This window comes from Tolumonas auensis DSM 9187 (assembly GCF_000023065.1).
Lineage (GTDB): Bacteria > Pseudomonadota > Gammaproteobacteria > Enterobacterales > Aeromonadaceae > Tolumonas > Tolumonas auensis.
In genome coordinates this window covers 1,957,416-1,979,355 of sequence record NC_012691.1, presented here as the reverse complement: position 1 = coordinate 1,979,355, position 21,940 = coordinate 1,957,416, and the positions used below count along the sequence as shown (strand labels likewise).

At 47.3% G+C, this 21,940-nt stretch carries 22 protein-coding genes; 10 read left to right on the top strand and 12 right to left on the bottom strand.

The genetic code is table 11. The features are described 5' to 3' along the window. Nucleotides 1–14: 14 nt before the first annotated feature. Together TOLA_RS09185 and TOLA_RS09180 are read left to right on the top strand one after the other, a co-directional pair. Nucleotides 15–725, top strand: a complete 711-nt coding sequence (locus tag TOLA_RS09185) for an SDR family NAD(P)-dependent oxidoreductase (RefSeq protein ID WP_015878888.1) — start codon at nt 15–17, stop codon at nt 723–725. Between the two features lie 11 nt (nt 726–736). Beyond that, nucleotides 737–997 carry a hypothetical protein gene (locus tag TOLA_RS09180; protein ID WP_015878887.1) on the top strand — a complete coding sequence of 87 codons (261 nt, stop codon included), beginning with the start codon at nt 737–739 and terminating at the stop codon, nt 995–997. Here the strand turns inward: TOLA_RS09180 and yegD are convergent. Then, nucleotides 990–2,279, bottom strand: a complete 1,290-nt coding sequence (yegD, locus tag TOLA_RS09175) for a molecular chaperone (protein WP_015878886.1) — start codon at nt 2,277–2,279, stop codon at nt 990–992. The genes TOLA_RS09180 and yegD overlap by 8 nt on opposite strands. A gap of 70 nt (nt 2,280–2,349) precedes the next feature. Further along, nucleotides 2,350–3,438 (bottom strand): AbrB family transcriptional regulator, encoded by a 1,089-nt coding sequence (locus TOLA_RS09170; RefSeq protein WP_015878885.1) that lies wholly within the window; start codon nt 3,436–3,438, stop codon nt 2,350–2,352. Between the two features lie 272 nt (nt 3,439–3,710). On the opposite strand from TOLA_RS09170, the gene TOLA_RS09165 reads away from it, so the two are divergent. Beyond that, a complete protein-coding gene (locus TOLA_RS09165) occupies nt 3,711–4,148 on the top strand; it encodes a nuclear transport factor 2 family protein (RefSeq protein WP_015878884.1) in 438 nt (145 codons plus the stop codon). 94 nt (nt 4,149–4,242) lie between these two features. On the opposite strand, the gene ydfZ is transcribed toward TOLA_RS09165, so the two are convergent. Beyond that, entirely contained in the window at nt 4,243–4,443 is a 201-nt protein-coding gene (gene ydfZ / locus TOLA_RS09160) for a putative selenium delivery protein YdfZ (RefSeq protein ID WP_015878883.1), read from the bottom strand. 226 nt (nt 4,444–4,669) lie between these two features. Here ydfZ and TOLA_RS16355 point away from each other — a divergent pair, with 226 nt between their 5' ends. From TOLA_RS16355 to TOLA_RS09135, 4 genes are all read left to right on the top strand, one after another. Further along, entirely contained in the window at nt 4,670–5,371 is a 702-nt protein-coding gene (locus TOLA_RS16355) for an energy transducer TonB (RefSeq protein WP_015878882.1), read from the top strand. 6 nt (nt 5,372–5,377) lie between these two features. Then, nucleotides 5,378–6,139 carry a MotA/TolQ/ExbB proton channel family protein gene (locus tag TOLA_RS09145; protein ID WP_015878881.1) on the top strand — a complete coding sequence of 254 codons (762 nt, stop codon included), beginning with the start codon at nt 5,378–5,380 and terminating at the stop codon, nt 6,137–6,139. Then, on the top strand, nt 6,139–6,558 hold the full coding sequence (locus tag TOLA_RS09140; protein WP_015878880.1) for an ExbD/TolR family protein: 420 nt from the start codon (nt 6,139–6,141) through the stop codon (nt 6,556–6,558). The genes TOLA_RS09145 and TOLA_RS09140 overlap by 1 nt, the downstream gene beginning before the upstream one ends. Before the next feature lie 115 nt (nt 6,559–6,673). Then, nucleotides 6,674–7,705, top strand: a complete 1,032-nt coding sequence (locus TOLA_RS09135) for a LacI family DNA-binding transcriptional regulator (protein WP_015878879.1) — start codon at nt 6,674–6,676, stop codon at nt 7,703–7,705. A 248-nt stretch (nt 7,706–7,953) separates the two neighbouring features. On the opposite strand, the gene gapS6b is transcribed toward TOLA_RS09135, so the two are convergent. The 9 genes from gapS6b to TOLA_RS09090 all read right to left on the bottom strand — a co-directional run bounded on the left by gapS6b (nt 7,954) and on the right by TOLA_RS09090 (nt 19,907). Continuing rightward, the gene (gene gapS6b, locus TOLA_RS09130; protein ID WP_041609504.1) at nt 7,954–11,214 is read right to left on the bottom strand and encodes a GapS6b family protein; all 3,261 of its coding nucleotides are present in this window, start codon (nt 11,212–11,214) and stop codon (nt 7,954–7,956) included. Between the two features lie 14 nt (nt 11,215–11,228). Further along, nucleotides 11,229–11,576 carry a GapS6a family protein gene (gene gapS6a, locus TOLA_RS09125; protein ID WP_015878877.1) on the bottom strand — a complete coding sequence of 116 codons (348 nt, stop codon included), beginning with the start codon at nt 11,574–11,576 and terminating at the stop codon, nt 11,229–11,231. A 292-nt stretch (nt 11,577–11,868) separates the two neighbouring features. Beyond that, nucleotides 11,869–12,516 (bottom strand): bifunctional 4-hydroxy-2-oxoglutarate aldolase/2-dehydro-3-deoxy-phosphogluconate aldolase, encoded by a 648-nt coding sequence (locus TOLA_RS09120; RefSeq protein WP_015878876.1) that lies wholly within the window; start codon nt 12,514–12,516, stop codon nt 11,869–11,871. 15 nt (nt 12,517–12,531) lie between these two features. After that, nucleotides 12,532–14,340, bottom strand: coding sequence for a phosphogluconate dehydratase (gene edd / locus TOLA_RS09115; RefSeq protein WP_015878875.1), 1,809 nt, complete (start codon nt 14,338–14,340; stop codon nt 12,532–12,534). Between the two features lie 24 nt (nt 14,341–14,364). After that, nucleotides 14,365–15,342 carry a bifunctional glyoxylate/hydroxypyruvate reductase B gene (locus tag TOLA_RS09110; RefSeq protein ID WP_015878874.1) on the bottom strand — a complete coding sequence of 326 codons (978 nt, stop codon included), beginning with the start codon at nt 15,340–15,342 and terminating at the stop codon, nt 14,365–14,367. Between the two features lie 12 nt (nt 15,343–15,354). Next, nucleotides 15,355–16,635 carry an MFS transporter gene (locus TOLA_RS09105; RefSeq protein WP_015878873.1) on the bottom strand — a complete coding sequence of 427 codons (1,281 nt, stop codon included), beginning with the start codon at nt 16,633–16,635 and terminating at the stop codon, nt 15,355–15,357. 20 nt (nt 16,636–16,655) lie between these two features. Next, entirely contained in the window at nt 16,656–17,654 is a 999-nt protein-coding gene (locus TOLA_RS09100; protein WP_015878872.1) for a sugar kinase, read from the bottom strand. 6 nt (nt 17,655–17,660) lie between these two features. Continuing rightward, nucleotides 17,661–18,410: a sugar phosphate isomerase/epimerase family protein gene (locus TOLA_RS09095; RefSeq protein WP_015878871.1), complete on the bottom strand. Its 750-nt coding sequence runs from the start codon at nt 18,408–18,410 to the stop codon at nt 17,661–17,663. 348 nt (nt 18,411–18,758) lie between these two features. Next, a complete protein-coding gene (locus TOLA_RS09090; RefSeq protein WP_015878870.1) occupies nt 18,759–19,907 on the bottom strand; it encodes an iron-containing alcohol dehydrogenase in 1,149 nt (382 codons plus the stop codon). 243 nt (nt 19,908–20,150) lie between these two features. On the opposite strand from TOLA_RS09090, the gene TOLA_RS09085 reads away from it, so the two are divergent. From TOLA_RS09085 to TOLA_RS09080, 3 genes are all read left to right on the top strand, one after another. After that, nucleotides 20,151–21,056, top strand: coding sequence for a LysR family transcriptional regulator (locus TOLA_RS09085; RefSeq protein ID WP_015878869.1), 906 nt, complete (start codon nt 20,151–20,153; stop codon nt 21,054–21,056). A 107-nt stretch (nt 21,057–21,163) separates the two neighbouring features. After that, the gene (locus TOLA_RS16785; RefSeq protein WP_015878868.1) at nt 21,164–21,331 is read left to right on the top strand and encodes an alpha/beta hydrolase domain-containing protein; all 168 of its coding nucleotides are present in this window, start codon (nt 21,164–21,166) and stop codon (nt 21,329–21,331) included. Between the two features lie 146 nt (nt 21,332–21,477). Further along, nucleotides 21,478–21,909 carry a nuclear transport factor 2 family protein gene (locus tag TOLA_RS09080; RefSeq protein ID WP_083757756.1) on the top strand — a complete coding sequence of 144 codons (432 nt, stop codon included), beginning with the start codon at nt 21,478–21,480 and terminating at the stop codon, nt 21,907–21,909. The last annotated feature ends 31 nt before the right edge of the window (nt 21,910–21,940 follow it).

The window sequence follows — 21,940 nt, the reverse complement described above, 5'->3', positions numbered from 1 at the left end:
AGCGAGGAATTAAGATGAAATTAGCGATCATCAGTGGCGGTTCTAAAGGCCTGGGTTCTGCGATTGCAGAAAATCTCCATGCCGCCGGTTATCAGGTGGTGGAGTTTTCCCGCAGTGCACCGCATGCATATTCGGTGAAACTTGATTTTTCATCACCGGAACAGATGTTACCCGTGCTGACATCGAATCTGGAAAAGCTTGCCGCACAAGTATGGGATGAAATTCTGGTGGTCAGTAACGCCGCTTCTCTTAGTCCGATTGGCCCGACAGCGAAGAAAAATTCCATGGCGGTGCTGGCGAATATCAATACTAACTTTACCAGTGCCATCCTCTTTATGAGTGAGGTGATGAAACACTTCCAGTCGCATGCCTGCCGTAAAGTGCTGGTCAGTATTTCGTCAGGTGCGGCGTTGAAGGCCTATTCCGGCTGGTCGTTGTATTGTTCCGCCAAAGCGGGGCTGGAGAGTTATATCCGCACGGTGGCAGTCGAGCAGGCGAGTGAAGCACACCCGTTTGTGGTGCTGAATGTCGATCCGGGGGTGATGGATACCGATATGCAGTCGCTGATCCGCAGTTCACATAAAGAAGATTTTCCGGCCGTGGACTATTTCATCCACCGTAAAGAGACCGGTGAACTTCGTACACCAGAGATGGTTGCTGCGGGGGTGGTAAAAATATTACATTCAGATGCAACGAGCGGTGCACGGATTGCCGTATTCAGCTGAGTGGATGAGCAATGCAGCAGACAAACAGTAAATATGTGATTTATCGTCATGTGATCACCGGTTCATATCCGGTTTTTGAAACCAATGATAAAAAAGAGGCGATCCGGTTTATCAAATCGATTCGTTATCACATCATCAAAAAACCACCGCTGGATTCCGGCTACTACCTGGTCATAAAACGACGAGTTCGTATACAGAACAATGAATTACTGAACTGGGTCAAGGAACAGAAACAGCGGCGGTCGTTTTGGGATTGGCTGCGTTTTAACTGAAAATCCGGTGTGCCCAGGTGGTCAAGCCTGAGGCCACACTACCGAACAGATCCCCGAACACAATCCGTGCTTCCGGATAGGCGGCACGGATATAAGCATCAACAATCGGTGAACGGGCGGTACCACCGGTTACGTAGATCACATCCGGCGCAACCTGTGCCTGTTGCTCAACTTCTTTCATCAAGCCGATGAACTTATTCAGCTCATTACTGATTGCCGTTTGCAGTTGCTCACGGTCAATGTTTGTGCGCAAACCAGCTTCGAGATAAGACATATCGACGGAGGTGACTTCATCGGAAGAGAGGGCAATTTTCGCGGCTTCCGCACTCTGGCTGATGTGATAACTGAGCATGGTTTCGTAAATATGCAGCAGACGATCCAGCACAGAATCCGGCCGGGCATCGCGCAGCAGTTTATGAATTTCACGGCCATTGACTGCAGAATAGAAGGTCGTCTGTGCGTCGACGTTGTTAATACAAACGGCATTCCAGAATATATTGGCTGGCGTCGGCAGACCGGTTTTCAGCAGTTCATCTTTGCCAAACAGCGGCGCTAACTGACGGAAAGCGAGTTTGATATCCAGATCCAGACCCCCGATGCGATCGCCGGAATAACCCAGAATGGATTCATTCCGATCCGTCAGTTCCCGATAGGCCGGGCCCACTTTGATCATTGAGCAGTCGGTCGTACCACCGCCGATGTCGACAATCAGCGCAGTCAGGTTTTCATTCAGTGAACGTTCGTAATCCAGCGCTGCTGCAATCGGCTCAAACTGAAATTCAATGCGCTTGAATCCCGCATCGAGGGCGGCAGAAGTCAGCACTTTAATCGCTTGCTGGTTACCGACTTCACCCTGGGTACCGTGGAATTTCACCGGTTTACCGATCACAACGGAATCAATCGGGGTGTGCGTTTGTGATTCTGCCAGCCGTTTGATATTGCTCATCATCAGATGAACAATTTTTTCGTAAGTATGCAGTTGCTGTGGTTTAAGCCGGGCACCTAAAAACGACTTGGGTGATTTCACGAAAAAACCATCTTCCGGAGATTCTAAAAACTTGCTGATCGCGTCTTTACCGAAAATCTTTTCACCGTCGCCGTTAATTGCATGCGCCAGCGTTTGATCTTGCGGGCGCAGTTGCATGAACTGCTGCGATTTACCGATATAAACCGTTGAGGAGATAAAACGACTGCCGTTATCCAGCGAAAGTAATTTAGGCTGGTTGTCTTCCCAGATACCTAATGCAGAGTTTGATGTTCCAAAGTCCAGGCCTGCGTACATAGCTAATCGTCCTCGTTTATAGCGGCCGGCGACGTTACCACAACCTTTCGGCTATCACCAGCAACAATCTTTAACTGACGACGGAGGGTTCGGTTACCGTTTTTCGGGCGATCAGCCGCGCCAGTACCGGGCCGAGGAAGATCACCAGAAACAGGCGAACGGTTTGCAGCGCCATCACAAACTCCAGATCGACATTCTGGCTGGTCGCAGCAATTACCGCGATAGTATCCATCCCCCCGGGGCTGGTGGCGAGATAAGCAGTGAGCGGATCAAGGTGGAAATGTTCCGCCAGCAACCAGGCCAGACCACCGCAAAAACCAATCAGTAACACGATAGACAGAATAATTTGTGGTAACGCGCGGAAGGCATGTTTCAGCACAGCACGGGTAAAGCCAAGACCAATACGCCAGCCCATCAGCGCATACGCGATACTGAGCAGCCATTCCGGTAAATCAATTTTCATCAGCTGACTGCTTTGCAACGCCATGCCCAGTATCATCGGCACCAGCATGGCACCGGATGGAATACGCGCCAGACGCGCAATGATAATCCCGGCCAATGCCAGCAACAGCGTTTCGGCGGTTGCCCACTGCAGCGGGGAAAACCAGATAATGGCAGCAGCGGTTGTACCGGAGGTATCAACCCAGAACCGAGCAATAACCGATGCGGCACTGGCGACGACAATTACCCGCAGATACTGCATAAAAGCCACTAACCGCGCATCGGCACCGAACTCTTCTGCCATCAGCACCATCGCAGCGGCAGCGCCGGGGGAAGAACCCCAGATCGCGGTGGTGCCGGGCAGGACTTTCAGTTTACTGATCACCCATCCCATCAGGCTGCTGGCAGCAATGGTTGAGAGCACAATCAGCAGAAACAATAACCAGTGCTGGGCAAAGGTAGACAGCATCCCGGAGGAGATGGATTGCGCCACTAAACAGCCAATAATCGCTTGTGCGGCGACAAACAGATTGAGGGGCACCTGCAACGTACCGCCATGCAGGCTCCAGACAATACCGGCGAGCATCGGGCCGAGCAGCAATGCACCGGGAAGATGAATTAATTCCATCAAAAAGGCAAAAACAGCAGAAAGCACAATCAGCAATATCCACTGGAACACCGGTTTTATCTTTCCCAGCTGAAATATACCTCTGTGCATGACGACTCCATTGCGAACTTTGCCATTCTGGATCATACGCCTCTGAATCCAGTAAGCGGGGAGTTTTTATTAATTTAACTTAATTGTTGCCTGACATTCCGGTGATCAGATGCGTGGGAAAATCAGGGGAACTGTGTCAAAAAGTAGTCTGGCTCACAAATAATTAAAACAACGTTTCATAAATATCGATCTATTGTTTTATTTAAATTATGTTCTTCTGGCTGCAGGATTCGCTGCACGAACATTCATATTCATAAAATCCGGAGAAACGTATGTTTAAAAAAATGCTGTGTGTTGCTTCCATTTGTTCCGCTGCCTGGTTTGTTCCTGTTGCGAATGCGCAAAACACGGATGTGGTTTCAACAGCAGAACAGCTTAGAATTCAAATGGTTGAGCCATCAGAAAACGAGCTCAATAAACTGGTGCTGGATGATCTGAGCTACGGCCATTCAAGCGGCCGACTGGATACCAAGGAAAGTTTTATTGGTGATCTGATGAAGGGCAAATCTGATTTTGTAACGCTGAACATCACAGATCAAACAGCAAAAGTGACTGGTGATACTGCGGTCATTCGTCACACCTTAACTGCCACCACCAATGATTCCGGTAAACCAGGTAATGTAAGTCTGAAAGTACTTCAGGTTTGGCAGAAACAAGCGGCAGGAGAGTGGAAACTGTTAGCGCGTCAGGCTGTACGTATTAATCCATAAGCTGATATCAGTTTCATGACCTGACAGTTATGTCGCAGAAGGCAGTAGCTGTCAGGTTGATATAGCTTAAGGCTTGGTATTTGAGTTGATTGTTTTAGCCAAGTTTGACCAATTCAATCGGTGCATACCGTTCCTGAGCGTGAGTAAGCAGAACACATTTTGAGCGTTCAGCCTGAGATGATGTAAGACCATCGGTAAGTGCTGTTTCCAGAACATCGATTTCACCAGTCCCCACAATCATCACTCGTTGTCCTGCTGACAGCAGGTTGCGATTCCGGTCATAAATCTTAGCCATATTAACCTCCTTTTTTATGCACCAGAAAAACTGTGATCAGCGTACGCTTATGGAATCACTTGTATCTGTTTTAGATCAAAAAAATTTCGGTTTTTGCCGTCAGTTGATGGCTTTTTATACAAACGAATTCATCTTCATATTCACTGTAAATAATAATGGTTCTCATTACGTAAAAATTATCATATGATTTGTGTCACAGATTTAATCAACATCTGATTCGGCACATATGATCTACGACGCTGTTTCCTATCAACAAAATCGCTCTGGCTGGCCTGTGTTTGGCGGGGTAGTCCTGCTGCACGGGGTAGTACTGGCCGGAATGCTGAATTATCAGTCAGTCGTAGCCAAACCTGAAATGACAGCGGCGACACCAATGACCGTACGTTGGGTGACCCCGGCCGAAGAGCCAAAACCAGAGCTCAAGGCAGAGCCTCAACCTGTAGCTGAACCTGAACCATTAACGCCACCGCCGGAAGTTAAAAAACCGTCACCGGTGAAAATGAAACCCAAACCACCGGTAAAACCGAAACCTGTGGTCAGGCAGGTACAGCCGCAAATAAAGCCCAAAATTGTACCGCCGGTTTCAGTTCCTGCTCAGCCGGTAAAACAGGCGTCGGAAACAGTGGATATCGCACCGCCACCGGTTGAAGCGCCAAAATTTAATGCGGCTTATTTATCGAATCCTGCACCTGTTTATCCGCGTCGTTCTCGCATGCTGGAAGAAGAGGGCGTTGTAAAACTGAAAGTGCATGTCTCTGCAGAGGGTAATGCTCTGGGCGTGCAGTTGTTTAAAAGTAGCGGGTTTTCCCGTCTGGATGATGCGGCATTAGCCGCAGTGCAGAACTGGCGTTTTGTGCCGGCAAAACGGGGTGATCAATCCATCGAAGGCTGGGTGATTGTGCCCGTTTCGTTCAAGTTAAGGAGCTGATAAAAGATGGAAACTCAACAAGAAGTAACACAAATGGGACTGGCACATGTGTTAACCCAGACCTCAGGCATGGGGTTGATTCCGGCTGTTTTATTGCTGCTGATGTCGGTTGCAACCTGGTACTGGATTGTGTTGAAGGTCTATCAGAGCTGGAAGTTGCGCCGGAATACCAAGGCATTTCTTGCAGCATTCTGGTCGTGCCGCAACCTGAAACAGGTCGAAGAACAGGTTTTGAAGCAAGTCAAACCGGAACCTTGTGCGGAGCTGATGATCAGTGGTTTGCAGGCAGCGCGTCAGGTTCAGAATCCGGATCAGGGGCTGGTGGAAATGGGCTCCCGCGAAGAGTTTGTGTTACGTGCACTGCGTCGCTCGGTTACCCGCAGCACCCTTCGGCTGGAAGCCGGTCTGACGTTGCTGGCTTCTGTGGGGTCAGCTGCTCCGTTCGTGGGTTTGTTCGGGACGGTGTGGGGCATCTATAACGCGCTGATCGGTATCAGTGTCTCCGGACAGAGCACGCTGGATAAAGTGGCCGGGCCCGTTGGTGAAGCCCTGATTATGACGGCCTTCGGTTTGGCGGTGGCCTTACCGGCTGTGCTGGCTTATAACGCATTCGTACGCATGAATCGTGTGTATCTGGCTGAACTGGATGGTTTTGCGCATGATGTTTTTGCGCTGCTTAGTACGGGGCAGGCCAGATCAGTCATGCAGCCGGTAGTAAAAACGACATCCCGTGCGGTCGTCACTGAGTTGCAGGCGGGGGAAGCGTAATGGCGTTTGGCAAGTTATCGGATGACGGTGGCGGACAGCCACAGAGCGAGATCAACATGATCCCGCTGATCGACGTGATGCTGGTGTTGCTGATCGTATTTATGATCACGGCACCCTTGCTGAGTAATGCGGTTAAGGTCGATTTACCACAAGCCAGCAGCACACCGGAAGAGGTGAAAAACGACGATATTAAATTAGCCATGAAGGTCGGTGGCGAATTGTTCTGGAGCGGGGAAGCGATTAGTCGTGAGGAGTTGGAAATTCGTCTGGTGAATGCCGCGAAACGGCAACCCATACCAGAGTTGCATATCCATGCTGATCGCAATCTCGACTACGGCAAAGTGGCCGACATTATGGCGCTCTCGTCCCGTTCCGGGGTCAGCAAGATCGCTTTTGTCAGTGAGCCTGCCGGAGAATAGGCATGCTCCTGTAACCAGTTTCGGCTCAGCGCTACGCACTACTCGTTATGTTGTGGATTTTTCAGGTAATATAGTCCGATGCTGACATCATTGATGTTAAGACCGGGAGTCGTGAGTGAGCGAACCAGCAAACCGTAAACGTTCTTATGCCACCATTCGGGATGTTGCGGCCAGAGCGAAGGCAGGAAAAACCAGTATTTCGCGTTATCTGAATGGCGAGTTTCATCTGCTATCGGATGATCTGCGCCAGCGCATTGAAAACGCGATCCAGGAACTGGAATACCGCCCCAACCAGATGGCGCGTAGCCTGAAGTATGGCCGTACCCGGTTGATCGGGCTGATCATTGCCGATATCAGTAACCCGTTTTCGGTCGAGGTTTTAAAAGGCGTTGAAGCCGAGTCGATCAAACAGGGCTTTATGACGGTGGTGTGTAATGCCCGCAACAGTATTGAGCTGGAATGTGAGTTCCTGAATCTGCTGAATGGTTATCGGGTGGATGGTCTGATCATCAACTCTGCCGGTATCAATGCGCATTTTCTGCAAGCGCTGAAAGCGACCACATTACCCTTCGTTTTACTCGATCGAAAAATCGATGATTTCCCCTGTGACATGGTCGGGCTGGATAACCCGCAGGCCGCGCAATTAGCCACCAATCACCTGATCGAACAGGGCTTTGAAGCGTTATTGTTTCTGACCGAACCGGTTCGTTATATCAGTGCGCGTCAGGAGCGTCTGCACACTTTCCATCACATGCTGGAACAGCATCCGCATATCAAGGGCGAAAGTCATGAAGTGGTGCTACCGGCACCCGATGAAATTGAACGCCTGATTGCGGAGTTTTGCGCCAGTCACCGTGGTATGCGTAAGGCCGTGATTGCGGCAAATGGGGTGCTGACGTTACAGGTTGCTCAGGCATTAAGTCGTCTGGGGCTGAACTGGGGTTCCGATATCGGATTCTTAAGCTTTGATAATCTGGAATGGGCGGCATTAGCCGGTAAAGGTATCACCTCGGTTTCTCAACCCACGTCGGAAATGGGGCGAAAAGCGGTGACCTGTCTGCTGGAGAAACTGGATAAGCCGGATCATCCGCCAGCACAATATCTGTTTAACGGTGAACTGATTATTCGCGGTTCGACAACGTTATAAAACGGGCTGAAATATCTCCGGCAAATTCAGCCGGAGATAGGTATTCTTATTCCTCTCCTACAGGAATAATTCACAAGAAGAGTTTAATTAAAACTATTGAGATAAAAAGTAGTTTCTGTTTATAACGGCTAGTCTAACCGCGATGCGGTTAGATATGGTTTTGATTGCGCAGGGAGCATCTTCTAAAATTTGGTCATTTAGCCATCTTAGGGTGCCGTCAATCAATTGTCATTAAGACCGTTATTTATTCAGTTTAGTTCTTGTAATACCTTAATTTCATCATTTATTTTTTCGACATTTAAGAAATGACCACGCGCAAAGAGGTTAAAAGAATTCGACATGAAGTTTAATAAGTTGCTTTCTTGAACTGTATTGTTATAAACATTTACGATAAACAATGCAAGACGGGCTTCTCTTGTATCACCTTTCAGGATTTTAATTGCTGATTCACAACATGCATATACAATATTTACTGTATATTGCCACTCTGCATACGCATACACTAGGTCAAGATAATAACTGCCAAATAATGAATGTATAGCAAAACATGAACATTGAGTTAAAAAGGCTAACGTTGTATCTGGATCAGCGGTGTTATCGGATGGCCGTGAAATAATTTTTGACGCTAAATATTGCCCGCGATTTTTCTGCGTACATAGCCAATAAATATTCCCATTCAAAATAGGAACGGGCAAATAGCATTCAATGAAAAGTTCAATGGCATGATTTTCTTTGTTCGGCGTCAATCTACTTGCATCCAACATAAACTCATATGTATTGATCAGATCTAACTTTTCGGCTTTATATAACGTGCACATCATCGGATCGAGACACAAAATCGGGATTGAATGTGAGATTGAGGCCTTAACGGAGGAATAGTGCGAAATATCTAAATGCTCTCTTACTCTGGTGATTGGCTCGGGCATATCTATTTGTCGAGGCGACAACAGTGAGCAATGATTGATCAGAATATCTAAGTTATTATAAAAAGGATGATTTTGGACGTCATCTGCTGTAGCCCTGACATAAGCATCACCTATCTTCGACAGCGAAAAATATTCAGGACTACCGACCCTCTGCAACCAACTTGTGACGATTGCTTTTGTTTCTCGGGTTACAAATAAACTCTTTCCGCCAGCGATCAGCCCGTGACAGAATCCAGTAAGCGATAAATAAGTAAGGGATAAAACATCAAGCACAACTGATTGATTAAAACCCACTCCGGCATTATATAAACCCAATGATTTATTACTATGGACATCAGTTAAATAATGATAACAACCACGTAGTAAATCATTTCCATGAGAATGTATTAACCTTAGCAATAATGGGATTTTTTGACCATCAACTTCTGGATTTACAATTTGTGGTTGTTTGTCTGTTTTATCAAGAAAACGCAATAGTTCATCGATATTGTTTTCTTGAACAGATAACTGGTAAAAACAATCATTCCCCGTATTTATTTCTTCTCGAATAACTGTAGAAATACGAAAAGCACCAACAATGGGCGATAATTTTTCCTTGATGGTGTAGGTTTTCATTCCTAGCTCAAATGAATCACCAACATCGGTTGAGTCGAGTAATTTACCTAACTGGGTATCAATGTTTATTAAATATCCATTTGTGTCGCAATCTTCAACCAGCAATCGGGTTTGTGTTTTACCGTCAACCATATAAACCACTGCTGAAGCGCATCTTTCTGATTTATATTTAACTGACCAATCTTGTTTTTGACCAATATTCACCAATAGTAAATTGGTGATACTTCTTGCCATTGCTGTGGGATTATCAATAAACCATTCAAGCATTAATGTTTGTGCAAGCGCTATGTCGGATTGTGATATGACATTAAGTAAAGTTAATCCGTCAGCACTATAATTTTTTAATATATCCTTTGGAATATCATCTACAACAGAGTCAATTTCTTCTTGTGATGACTGAAAATGATGTAAATTATTCAACAAAAGCCACCACAAATAGCATGACTTTGAGTATTTTGTTAACGCAAACCGATTCTTAGAAATGCATACTGATTCTTCACCTAGTTGATAGGCTCTTTTTATCTCGACTACTAATAATGCAAAGCTCTTTTCATCGTCATTTATGCTTGTCAGTAACTCTTCTAGCCTGCTTAATTGATCAGCCTCCAACAAAGCATGAGTATATTCATCAATAATCGGTGAAGCCCAAGGGTTATTCGGGATCAGTGTTTCTAATAATTTAATGACATGGACGTGATCGCCTAGCCTGTTTAGTTGAGCACAAAGGCGATAAAGATAAGGAATACTGAATAGATGGATCTGTTCAATATCCGTCGCAATAAACATCTCTAATAAATTGTATATTCGCTGTTTTTGTTCAAAATCACGATCGGTGCATGTGATCGCATTCAATTCGATCTCAATAAACCTAGCGGCGCTTTCATTTGGTTGCGTTAAGGATATTTCAACACCGCCATCCCACCAGTTTTTAATCTTGTTTCTTTTAAGATCGCCCGCAAAAAAAGCAGTACCCAGAGTAATAAAATCATCTTCATTAAGCGTTTTCTGACCCAGAATATCTAATGCAGTAACTTCATTTTCATTGTATTGGCGTTCAGATAAAATTGTTTCTATCTCTGGGTAAACCTTCGACGCTTCAGAAATGTTTTGCTTACAAAATGCAGCGAGTTCTGGATCGGTAAAACCTGTGGTGGCCAGTAACGTCGTCGCTATATATATGATCCTTTTATCTTTATTTTTACCAATCAACGATAAGCAATATTCTAGCTGCTTCAGAAAATCCTTCTTGATTTGCTCTGGCAATATCCAAAGATGGCGGCCTTGGACTTCCTGATTCAGCTTTAAAGTTGATATATAAAAATGCAGAAGTTCACTATTGGTGTTATGGAACTGTTTTACCAACCTTGTTGAAAGCTCATTAGCTAAATCCAATTTTTGACACAGAAGAGCACATCGAACAAATGCGGATAATTCATGTTCGAAGAGGTCATTTATTCCGGCATCAATTTCTTGCTGAAGTTCATTTTCGCTGGCAAGAAATGAAAAATACACTTCCTTGGAATAACTATCTTTGTATTGCGATTCTGCATATCGGCTTCTGGCTTCATCTGGAGATGGCTGCAGGAGAAATTGAATATAAATCGATTCTACGATGTCTTTTATTACGGGATCCGATGATTGACTACGAAGCAATTGAAGAAATAAATTCGTATTAATGGCGGGCGGTTCTCCTTGGCTGAGTTTGAATTTGTACTCAAGCACCTGGATGAACGCACGACAATCATCATTCGTTGTGTTAACTGCTTCTAAAACAGCCAAATAAGTTTCTGCAGTTTTATACTCATGGCGAGTTAAAGCCAAAAGGATCTCTTTGGCTGTGGTTACTAGCCGTTGTGAGGTCAAGTCATTAAAGTGAACGGTTATGGCACCAACAGTTGCGGTGGCTCCTTCTGCCAAATTAAGATTTGATCCTATAGCTGTATATTGACTGTTTGAAGCGTCTGTCATGCCGAAATCACCGCTTAATTCTTATGAATATGGATACCGCCAACCGAAACATTGCTGCCAGCTCCGGCGTTGATATTATTTCCGATATGAGATGTTTGCGTCACAGTACTCGATGGGTGAATTTGCGCTAACAATTGGACTAAATCAGGATGCTGATTGATTTTTCGCTCAATTGCCTGTGGATTCAAATCTTCGTTAATGCCAGCCTCTTTCATTTTTTCTACAATTTTGCAAATTTGACCATCATCTACGATCCAATCTTGAAGAACTGATTTCAACATATCGACACCAATGGTTGCGCCCGCACAAATTGCATCGTAAACCATACCAGATAAAACCGTTGAGGTTAGATAATCAAACATTTCTATTTCCCATGCTATTTGAATGGATTTACGTTTACGCTAAATCATGCCATGAGACGTGTCAAATCAACGAGGTATGAATCACATGGATGCAATTCCACTTGATTCGAAGCGATGGGGCACAGAGAACATTACTAAAATTTGTGCACCTAGGTGATACGGAATTCCCCTCTAGATAGCTGTAACACCGAACGGGGCATTTTCGTGTTAGAAATGGCAGCAAGTTGTTGCTACTTCTGCCATTCCAGTATGAAACTTTATTCATCTCCTACAGTTCTTATCACCGAAATGATTAACGACGTAGTGATTTAACCAGCTCAACAGCTTCCTTCGACAGTTGTGTCACACGTTGCCAGTCGCCTTGTTTCAGCGCATCGGCCGGTAACATCCACGATCCTCCCACGGTTCCCACGCAAGAAAGTGCCAGATAGTCATGCACGTTTTTCGGGCTGATGCCGCCGGTCGGACAAAACCGAATTTGTGGTAATGGTGCTGAAATAGCCTTTAAAGCCGGTGCTCCGCCGTTGGCTTCTGCCGGAAAAAATTTCAGATGATCATAACCCAGGCTGTATGCCGCCATAATGTCACTTGGCGTGGCGACACCCGGAATTAACGGCACTGCGTTCTGACGGGCATGTACCAGTAATTCAGATGTACAACCGGGGGAGATCACAAACTGCGCACCCGCTTCAACGGCGGCATCATATTGCTGTGGATTCAGCACCGTACCGGCACCGACCAGCGCATCCGGCAAGGCTTCCCGGATCGCTTTGATGGCCTGAAGGGCGGCAGGGGTGCGCAGTGTTACTTCATAGACGGTGATGCCACCGGCAGCCAGTGCTTTAGTCATCGGCACAGCCTGATTCAGGTCGTCGATCACCATAACCGGCACCAGCGGGGAAGCGGCAAAAATCGCCGCCGGAGATAAATTCCAGTTCATTCTCTTTCCTTATGATTAATCGGTATTGTCAGAAAACAGCACACAGGCACCTTGTTCGGCGTTGGAAACGTTCTGGCGGAACAACGAGAAAAGCTCGCGTCCCATTCCCCGATGTTGGCTTTGCAAGTCAGGTTTTGCAGTAGCACGCAGGCTAATGTCCGTTAACACTGCCAGTCTGCCTTCGGTGGCATCCAGCAGAATGCGATCACCGTTTTTCAGATGCGCCAGCGGACCACCTTTGGCGGCTTCCGGAGTGACATGAATCGCAGCAGGAATTTTTCCGGAGGCGCCGGATAACCGGCCATCGGTCACCAGTGCGACTTTATAACCGGCTTTCTGCACATTACCGAGAATTGGCATTAACTTGTGCAGTTCCGGCATACCATTCGCGGCCGGGCCACTGAAACGCACGACAATAATGGCGTCACGATTCAATTGACCGGCTTTATAGGCAGTTTCGACGTCGTGTTGTGAATCAAAAATCAGCGCATCGGCTTCCACGATCTGATGTTCCGGTGCCACCGCACTGACTTTCATGACCGCCCGGCCCAGATTGCCGGATAGCAGTTTTAAACCGCCGGATACATGAAACGCCTGCCCGGCGGGAGCGATAACATCCGGTAATTTCGAGTCGCCAACTTCCTGCCAGTAAAGCTTGCCGTTATCTAAAAATGGCTGATGGAAATGGACACTGAAATCGCCGCTAAATGTCTGTGCATCGGTGTTCAGCAACCCACGATCAGCCAGTTGTTTCAGTAATAACGGCACGCCGCCAGCCTGATGAAAGGCGTTAATATCGGCCGGTCCATTTGGATAGACTTTTGCCAGCAGCGGCACCACGTCGGAGAGATCACTGAAATCATCCCACGTCAGCAACAGACCTGCCGCACGCGCTACCGCGACCATATGCAGGGTGTGATTAGTGCTGCCACCGGAAGCCAGTAGTGCGACCAGTCCGTTTACCAGTGACCGTTCATCCACGATTTGCCACAGCGGACGATATTGTGAACTGCCCGCCACTTGCGAGGTGATCAACGCGGAGGCTTTTTCCGTCAGTGCCAGTCGCAGCGGATCATCCGGATGCACAAACGCCGAGCCGGGTAACATCAGCCCCATGGCTTCAAAGACCAGTTGATTGGTATTCGCTGTGCCGTAAAACGTACAGGTGCCATGGCTGTGATAAGCCTGATTCTCCATATCCTGCAGGGCATCACGACCGAGTTTCCCGGCCGCATATTGCTGTCTGACCTGCACTTTCTCATCATTGCTGATACCGGTACTCATTGGTCCTGCGGGTATAAACGCGGTTGGCAGATGACCAAAGGAGAGTGCACCCATCAGCTGACCAGGGGCGATTTTGTCGCAGATCCCCAGCAGCAAGGTGGCATCAAAGGCGTTGTGGCTGAGCGAAACGGCAGTCGCCTGCGCGATGACATCACGGGAAAACAGCGACAGATCCATGCCAGCTTGTCCCTGTGTGACGCCATCGCACATCGCCGGCACACCACCGGCAACTTGCGCAGAATGGCCCAACGCACTGACCATGGCTTTGATTTGTGCCGGATAGTCAGCATAGGGCTGGTGGGCACTCAGCATGTCGTTATACGCCGTGATAATCGCGACATTACAACGTGTCATATCCAGTAAGGTGGATTTTTGCGCCTGCGGGCAGGCAGCAACCACGTGCGCCAGATTACCGCAGGCCAGCTGTGCCCGCGGTCTTCCTTCCATCGACTGCTGTTGCATCAGCGAGATATATTGCTGACGGGTTTGCTCACTGCGTTGACGGATCCGCTCCGTTACCTGCCGGATTACAGGATGCATACTTCAGCTCCTTTTAAATAAATATCAGCTCTTACGGGCAGCCGGATTAACACAGTTCACCGAGACGTCGTTGTTGAGTGCGGCAATCAGGTTATCGACGGCACAACGCACCATGGCATAGCGGGTTTCATGGGTCGCCGAGCCGATATGGGGCAGGGCAACTACGTTCGGCAGAGAGACTAACGGTGAATCAGCCGGCAGCGGTTCTTTTTCAAACACATCCAGACCGGCACCGCGGATCACGCCTTGCTGCAAAGCTTCAATCAAGGCGGTTTCATCGACGATTTTGCCGCGCGAACCATTGATCAAAAAGGCACTCGGTTTCATCTTGAGTAGCTGTTCCTTCCCGATGAATTTTTCGGTTTCCGGCAACAGCGGCAGCACCACACAGACAAAATCAGACTTGGCCAGCAGTTCATCCAGCTCGCAGCGGCGGGCTTTAAAATCCTGTTCTGCCATCGGATTTGCTACATCGTTGTAATACAGCACCGACATGCCAAAACCGGCATACGCACGTTTGGCGACGGCATAACCAATGCGTCCCATGCCGAGAATGCCGATGGTTTTTCCATTCACATCGGTGCCGTAACTATCCACGCCAATACTTTTGGTCCAGCGGCCTTCCTTCACCATTTCTGCCATTTCAATCACCCGGCGGGCACTGTTTAACACCAGCGTGAAAATGGTGTCAGCGGTGGTTTCGGTCAGTACACTCGGGGTATGCATCAGGTTGATTTTTCGGTTGGTTAAATCAGGCACATTAAACTGGTCTACGCCGACAGATATGGTGGAGATAGCGCGCAGAGCCGGGGCTGCATTCAGGTAATCGGTCGTGATGGGGCAACTTGCCCCAATCAATCCTTCGGCGTTACTGAGTGCGCCGATAAAATCAGCCCGGTTGGCATCGGTAATGCCTTCAAAGAAAGCCACATTGAAGTGGCTTTGCAGACGTTCCAGCTGGTCAGCAGGGATGTTTTTGTACAGTACAACATTCGGTTTCATGCTAATTCCCTTTTAAGCAGCTTGTGGTAATGATTGAGCTGATTGCTCGTCGGCGTTTGGTTTTACGATCAGTGTCAGGATGACAGACACAAACAACGCACTACCCATGAAGATGTAAGACGCACCAGGACTACCGGTCGCACCATTCAGATAACCCACAACCCATGAACCGATAAAGGAACCCAAAGCACCCATACTGTTGATCAGGGCCATCGCGCCGCCAGCGACGTTTTTTGGCAGCATTTCAGGAATGATGGCGAAGAACGGACCATACGGGGCATACATGGAGGCACCGGCAATCACCAGCAGCGTGTAAGACAACCAGAAATTATCGGTACCCAGTAAGAAGGACCCCAGGAAGCAGATCGCACCGATCAGCAGCATTGGCCACACAAACATTTTGCGGTTTTGCATGCGGTCAGACAGCCAGGACACGGTGATCATCGCGATAGTCGCAGCCAGATAAGGAACAGATGAGAGCCAGCCGGTTTCAACCATCCCCATATTGGAGGCACCACGAATGATGGATGGCAACCAGAGCACGAAGCCATACACACCGATACTCCAGCAGAAGTATTGGGCACACAGCAGGATCACATTCTTGGATTTGAACGCTTCAGCATAGTTACGCACTGGTTTGATATTTTTCTGCTCGTTAACCATGATCTCGTTCAGATCATCTTTCTCTTGTTGAGTCAGCCAGCTAACTTGCTGTGGTTTGTCACGTGCGGTTTTCCACCAGTAGAAGGCCCACAGTACGGCAGGGAAACCTTCCAGAATGAACATTTCACGCCAGCCCAGTGCCTGGATCAGATAACCAGAGAGTACTGACATCCACAATACCGTGACCGGGTTGCCCAGGATCAGGAAGGTATTGGCGCGGGAGCGTTCAGATTTGGTAAACCAGTTACTGATATAAATCAGCATCGCCGGCATTACCGCGGCTTCCACCACCCCGAGCGTGAAGCGGATGATGATCAGCATCGGTATATTACTGACCAGACCGGTTAAGGTGGCACAGGCACCCCATAACAGCACGCACAGGAAGATCAGTTTCCGGACACTGCGTTTTTCAGCGTAAATCGCCCCGGGGATCTGAAAGAAAAAATAACCCAGGAAAAACAGCGAACCGAGCAGGGATGACATCCCTTTGGTGATGCCCAGGTCTTCGTTAATACCGGCTGCGGCGGCAAAACTGTAATTGGCCCGGTCAAGATAAGCCAGACTGTAGGTAATAAACACAATCGGCATGATGTGCCACCATCTGGATGGGGCAGGGAGCTTAGTATTCATACTTGTTCCTCTTTAATTTGTTATACAGAAACCGTAGCGGTTTCTTGTGTCATCGTCATCTCTGCAATCAGAGCTTTTCTTGTTGGAAGACCTTCACTATCACCAATTACCTGAATTGCCCGGGCACCGATAAAGTTACCGCGAGCGACAGCATTTTTTATTGTTTTTCCTTCCAGTAATGCGCTGATAACGCCAACCGCGAAACCATCACCAGCACCTACGGTATCCACCACGTTTTTCACAAAAACAGCAGGAACGACGCCTTTCTCACCCTCTGCTGTTTTGTAATAAGCTCCTTCTTCACCGGTTTTAATCACAACCGCTTTAACGCCACCATCGAGATAAAAATCAGCAACGGCTTCCGGTGTAGTAAAACCAGTCAGAATGCGGCCTTCTTTCATACCCGGCAGCACCCAGTCGGCGGCAAAAGCCAGTTTGTTCAGCTGCGTCACCATCTCTTTTTCGGAACGCCACAACACAGGGCGCAGGTTCGGATCAAAGGAAACGGTTTTGCCATGCGCACGCATCCACTGTGCGGCATAAGCGGATAATTCATATGACGTTGATGACAATGCAGCCGCAACACCACTTAAATGCAGATGACGGGCACCGCCGAAATAAGCTTCGTTAAAATCAGCCAGCGACAGGTGGCTGGCGGCTGATCCCTTGCGGAAATACTCCACTATGGGATCGGTCCCATTTTCGGCTTTGGATTTAAGCTGAAAGCCGGTAGGGTAGGCGCTATCAATGGTGACAGCACGACGATCGACGTGTTCTTTGTCCAGTGTGTCCTGAATAAAACGGCCAAAAGAGTCATTACCCAGGCGGCTGACCCAGCCACATTTCAGGTCAAGACGAGCCAGACCAATGGCGACGTTCAATTCGGCACCGGCGGCACGGCGAACAAATTGTTCCACGCGATGTAAATCACCGGTTTGGGTGGCAACAAACATCATCATGGCTTCGCCGAAAGTGACGACATCCAGTCCGGCAGATTTAGTGTGAGCTTGTGTTGTCATTTATCATTACACCTCTTTCAATTTAGCCACGTAATAACGGGTTACTTCAGTCAGATCAGCGCCTTCCAGTGGAAATTCGATACCGCGAGGCACATCGGTCGGCAGCATTGCCAGCAAGTCTTTCCAGCTGCCATCGCTGTTATCCAGTGCAATGGCTTTTACTTTGCCCTGCTCGGTATGACTGGCTTTTACATGTACATACCCGACTTGTGCGGCCAGTGCTCTGGCGGCGACAAAAGCGTCTTCGTCCAGCCAGTTCCAGTTCGCCATATCGAAGGTCATGGAAACCGGTAATTTCTGCGAAATCACCATGCCGAAGAAAGTAATTAACGGGCTGATGCGACCGCCTTCCACTGTTTGATCGTTTTCAATCAACAACTTAACCGGCTGTGATTTGATCACTGCTGTAATGCCGGATAAATCGGTATCGTTGGTAATTGAACCCAGCGGCAATTTCAGCGTACGGGCTTTCAGACGAGCGGCATTTTTCAGATGCAGTGCCAGTCGTTCCAGTTCTGGCTGACCATCATCTGTCAGTAGTGATTCCGGCACGGAATAGACCGCGAACAGGCCATGAGTGCTGATTTGCGAAGCCAGTTCGTCCAGTTGGTCGGCTGGCGTTAACAGTTCATGGCGGATCTCAACCCCGTCAGCGCCGCTGGCTTTGATCATCGGCAGCAGTGCCGCTTGTCCGCCAAGCTGTCTGACGGTATCAGCACCATAAGCCGAGGTGACGATAACGATTTCCTTGCTCATACAAGTCCTTATTAATCAGATAAATAGAGTAAATATCATCCGGGTTTGGTGATCGTCAGACGATATTTATGGAGAGCTGTTATGCTCGATGAGATGATTATGGGACCGGTCCCATCAAAAGATCCATTTCGGGAGTCTAAAAGTATGAGGCGGGTCACTATTCCATGGCAAAAATATGCAAATCACCGGCTGATCGGAATATCGCCAAGCCGCATTTGCCACCTGCGAATTTTTGATTGCTGAATTGAGGACGGGTGTGACTTTGTGGAAAAGAATAACAATTTGAATCAACCAGCTCTTCAGATAATCAGAGCTGGCTGTTTTTTGGAGTGGTGTTAATTAATTGAATTAAAAAGCATTATTAAGAATTTCAGTGCTGACTTCTTCTGTGTAGATATCAGCTACACCGAAGTATTTCGCGTTTCCTAATACGTTTTCCAGAATGACCGGTAATTCTGAAGACGCAATATTAAACTGTGACAAACGGGTAGGGGTTCCCACCTTATTGAACCAGTTTTCTAACGCTTCAATGCCCTCGAGCGCAGTTGATTTACCGAATATTTCATGGGCAAACCGTTCAAACTGCTGCGGATTTTTAGTGTGATACCACTTCATCCACGCCGGCATTACCACAGATAAACCCGCACCGTGTGGCACGTTATACAGTGCTGACAGCGAATGTTCGATCATGTGATTCGGATAACTGAAGCCAGCGGTGCCTGAATAGATCAATCCGTTCAGCGCCTGCGTTGATGCCCAGGCAAATTCAGCACGCGCCCCATAATTGAGTGGATCTTCAATCAGAATTTCTGTTGTTTCGATTACTGTTTTTATGATCGCTTCAACCAGACGGGACTGGAAATGCGGTTGCACAGCAGCAGTGAAATAGCCTTCAATGGAGTGCGCAATAATATCTGCCGCTGAATAGACCAGATAATCTTTGCTGACCGTTTGCATCAGCACCGGATCCACTACAGAGACTTTCGGGAATAATGCAGGTGCACTAATGGCGAATTTTTCTTTGGTCGTTTCATTGGTCACCACTGCACCGCAATTCATTTCACTGCCGGTTGCGGCCAGTGTCAGAATATCGAAAATCGGCAGAGCGGTATTGATTGGGCTTTTACCAAGGAAGAGATCCCAGACATCGCCATCATACATAACGCCTGCGGCAATGGCTTTGGAGCTATCTAAAACTGAACCGCCACCAACACTCAGAACAGCATCGACCTGATGAGCTCTGGCAACGTCAATGCCTTCATAGACTTTTGACAATAACGGGTTGCTGACGATGCCGCCAAATTCCACATATTCAATCTGATTTGCCTGCAACGAGGCAGTCACAGCATCAAATAAACCATCTTTTTTGATACGGTCGCTGCCAAAAGTTACTAATACTTTTTTTACGCCGTGAGTAACTAAGTGTTGACCAATTTGTTTTTCTTTGTCTTTACCGAAATCGAGGACTGTCGGGTTATGATATGCAAAACTTTCCATGCGGAAAAACCTCTTGATATGATTTTATTCGTCAACAATTAAATCTTTATATGGTTCATCTGTTAATCATGATTAATGGCATTAATTAACTCAGTTTTCAGAATAATCTTATGCCGTAACCCTGTGCTATGATGCTTACACTGCATTTATGAAATCTGCTCATAAGTCTATTCAGTAACCACTTGTTGTGATTGTGCACAAAAAGCATTGAGATATAGCAGTATTTCTATACTGGTTGCATACATGCTTTCTAAATCTGAATTATTACGCGTATTTGTCGTTGCGGCGGAGTCGAAAACATTCCGTGATGCGGCGGATAAGTTGCATATGTCTCCTCAGTCTGTCTCCAGAGTGATCAAAATGTTGGAAGGAACCTATGGAGAGCTTTTATTTCACCGAAGCACCCGAACTATCAAAATCACGAAATTTGGTGAACAGTTGCTATCCCGTGCATCTCATGCACTGGATGTGATGAATGATGTCTTTTTATTCGGGCAGCAAAAAAATAATCATGATGAACTGAGCGGGAATATAACAATTACCACGCCGGATTTAATTGGCCGGGATTTTCTATATCCTTTATTAAGCGATTTCCATAAAAAATACCCCAAAATACATATTGATATCAGAGCTTCCAACAGTTTCAGCCATTTAGTGGATGAGCAAATTGATATCGGTATTCGGGTAGGAAAAATTAAAAACAATGGTTTTATTGTCAGAAAAGTAAATGAAGTAAAGTTTTTCCTGGTGGCTTCACCTGAAGCGATTAATAACTTTGGTACTCCCCGACATTTAGACGAGCTGAAAAATTTACCGGCGATTGAAGCGATAGATTGCAACTCGGGTAAAGGCTGGCCGTGGCTTTTTGCCGACGGCGTTGAGATCCATCCGGGAAATGTGAATTTCAGAACAGATGATCCGGAAATAGAACGACTGGCGATTCTTGATGGTTTCGGTTTTGGTCAGATATCAGACTGGATTGCGAATAATGACATTAAAAACGGTCATCTGATCCGTCTGTTAGAAGAGTCTGAACCGGAACCGTGGGATGTCTATGTATACCGGCCACAGAAAGGGCCGGTTCCGGCCAGAGTAAGATTGTTATACGACAGCATCATTGACTATCTCTCGATGCTCAAACTGGATTGATTTCACAGGGCGAGCTAGACAATCTGAGTTGTCTACCGCCGTGGTGGCACCTGCGCTTGGTACGCCAATGAGCGCAACCGTGATGCCGATGCAGGCCAAACGGCTATATGGAAACAGAATACTTTCTTCAGGGGCAGGCCAACCGCTATCGCATTACCGATCCCATGAAAGATGCCCAGAAAATCGACTCCGGTAACGCCTGGATTGGTGTCAGCGCGCAGCGCAATGGTATCGAAGCGATGAAAAAATGGAACCTGCAGCGTTGCAGCGTCTAACATCGATCCGACAAACGGGAAAGAAGTTGATCCTGCCAATACGTTGATTATGACGGTTTCCTGTTCTATGACCGTACCGGTCAGTTGCGCACCGATGTGGATGCAAAAACGATCGCTATCGGTACGGAAATCTTTACCGCGCTAATCTGGCTGATGACAAAGATATCGCCACCCAGATACAGCTTTTCACGGAAGACGCGACCGTTAACACCTATTTTGGTGACACGCTGTTTGCATCAATGCGTGGCCGCGAAGAGATCGGCAAGGTGTTCTCCGGTTTTATCGCGAACTTCTCGGCGCTGTATCACATGAACGGTCAGATGATTGCCGACATCAATGGCGATCACGCCAGTTCAACCCACTACTGTCTGGTGGTGCTGGTGTCTGAGGATCAAGGTAAAGAATTCAAAAACTTCAACGGCGTCATCTACAAAGACGAATATATCCGTCGCGATGGGCAATGGCTGATCACTAACCGGGAAGCACGTTTTGCCATGTGGCTGTGTTTTTTGAATCGAACAACTAACCTCTTATTCATGAGCTGTATTCATGAGAACAATCGAAATATGAGGCATTAATTAATGCGCAATACTGTTCATAATGATGCCA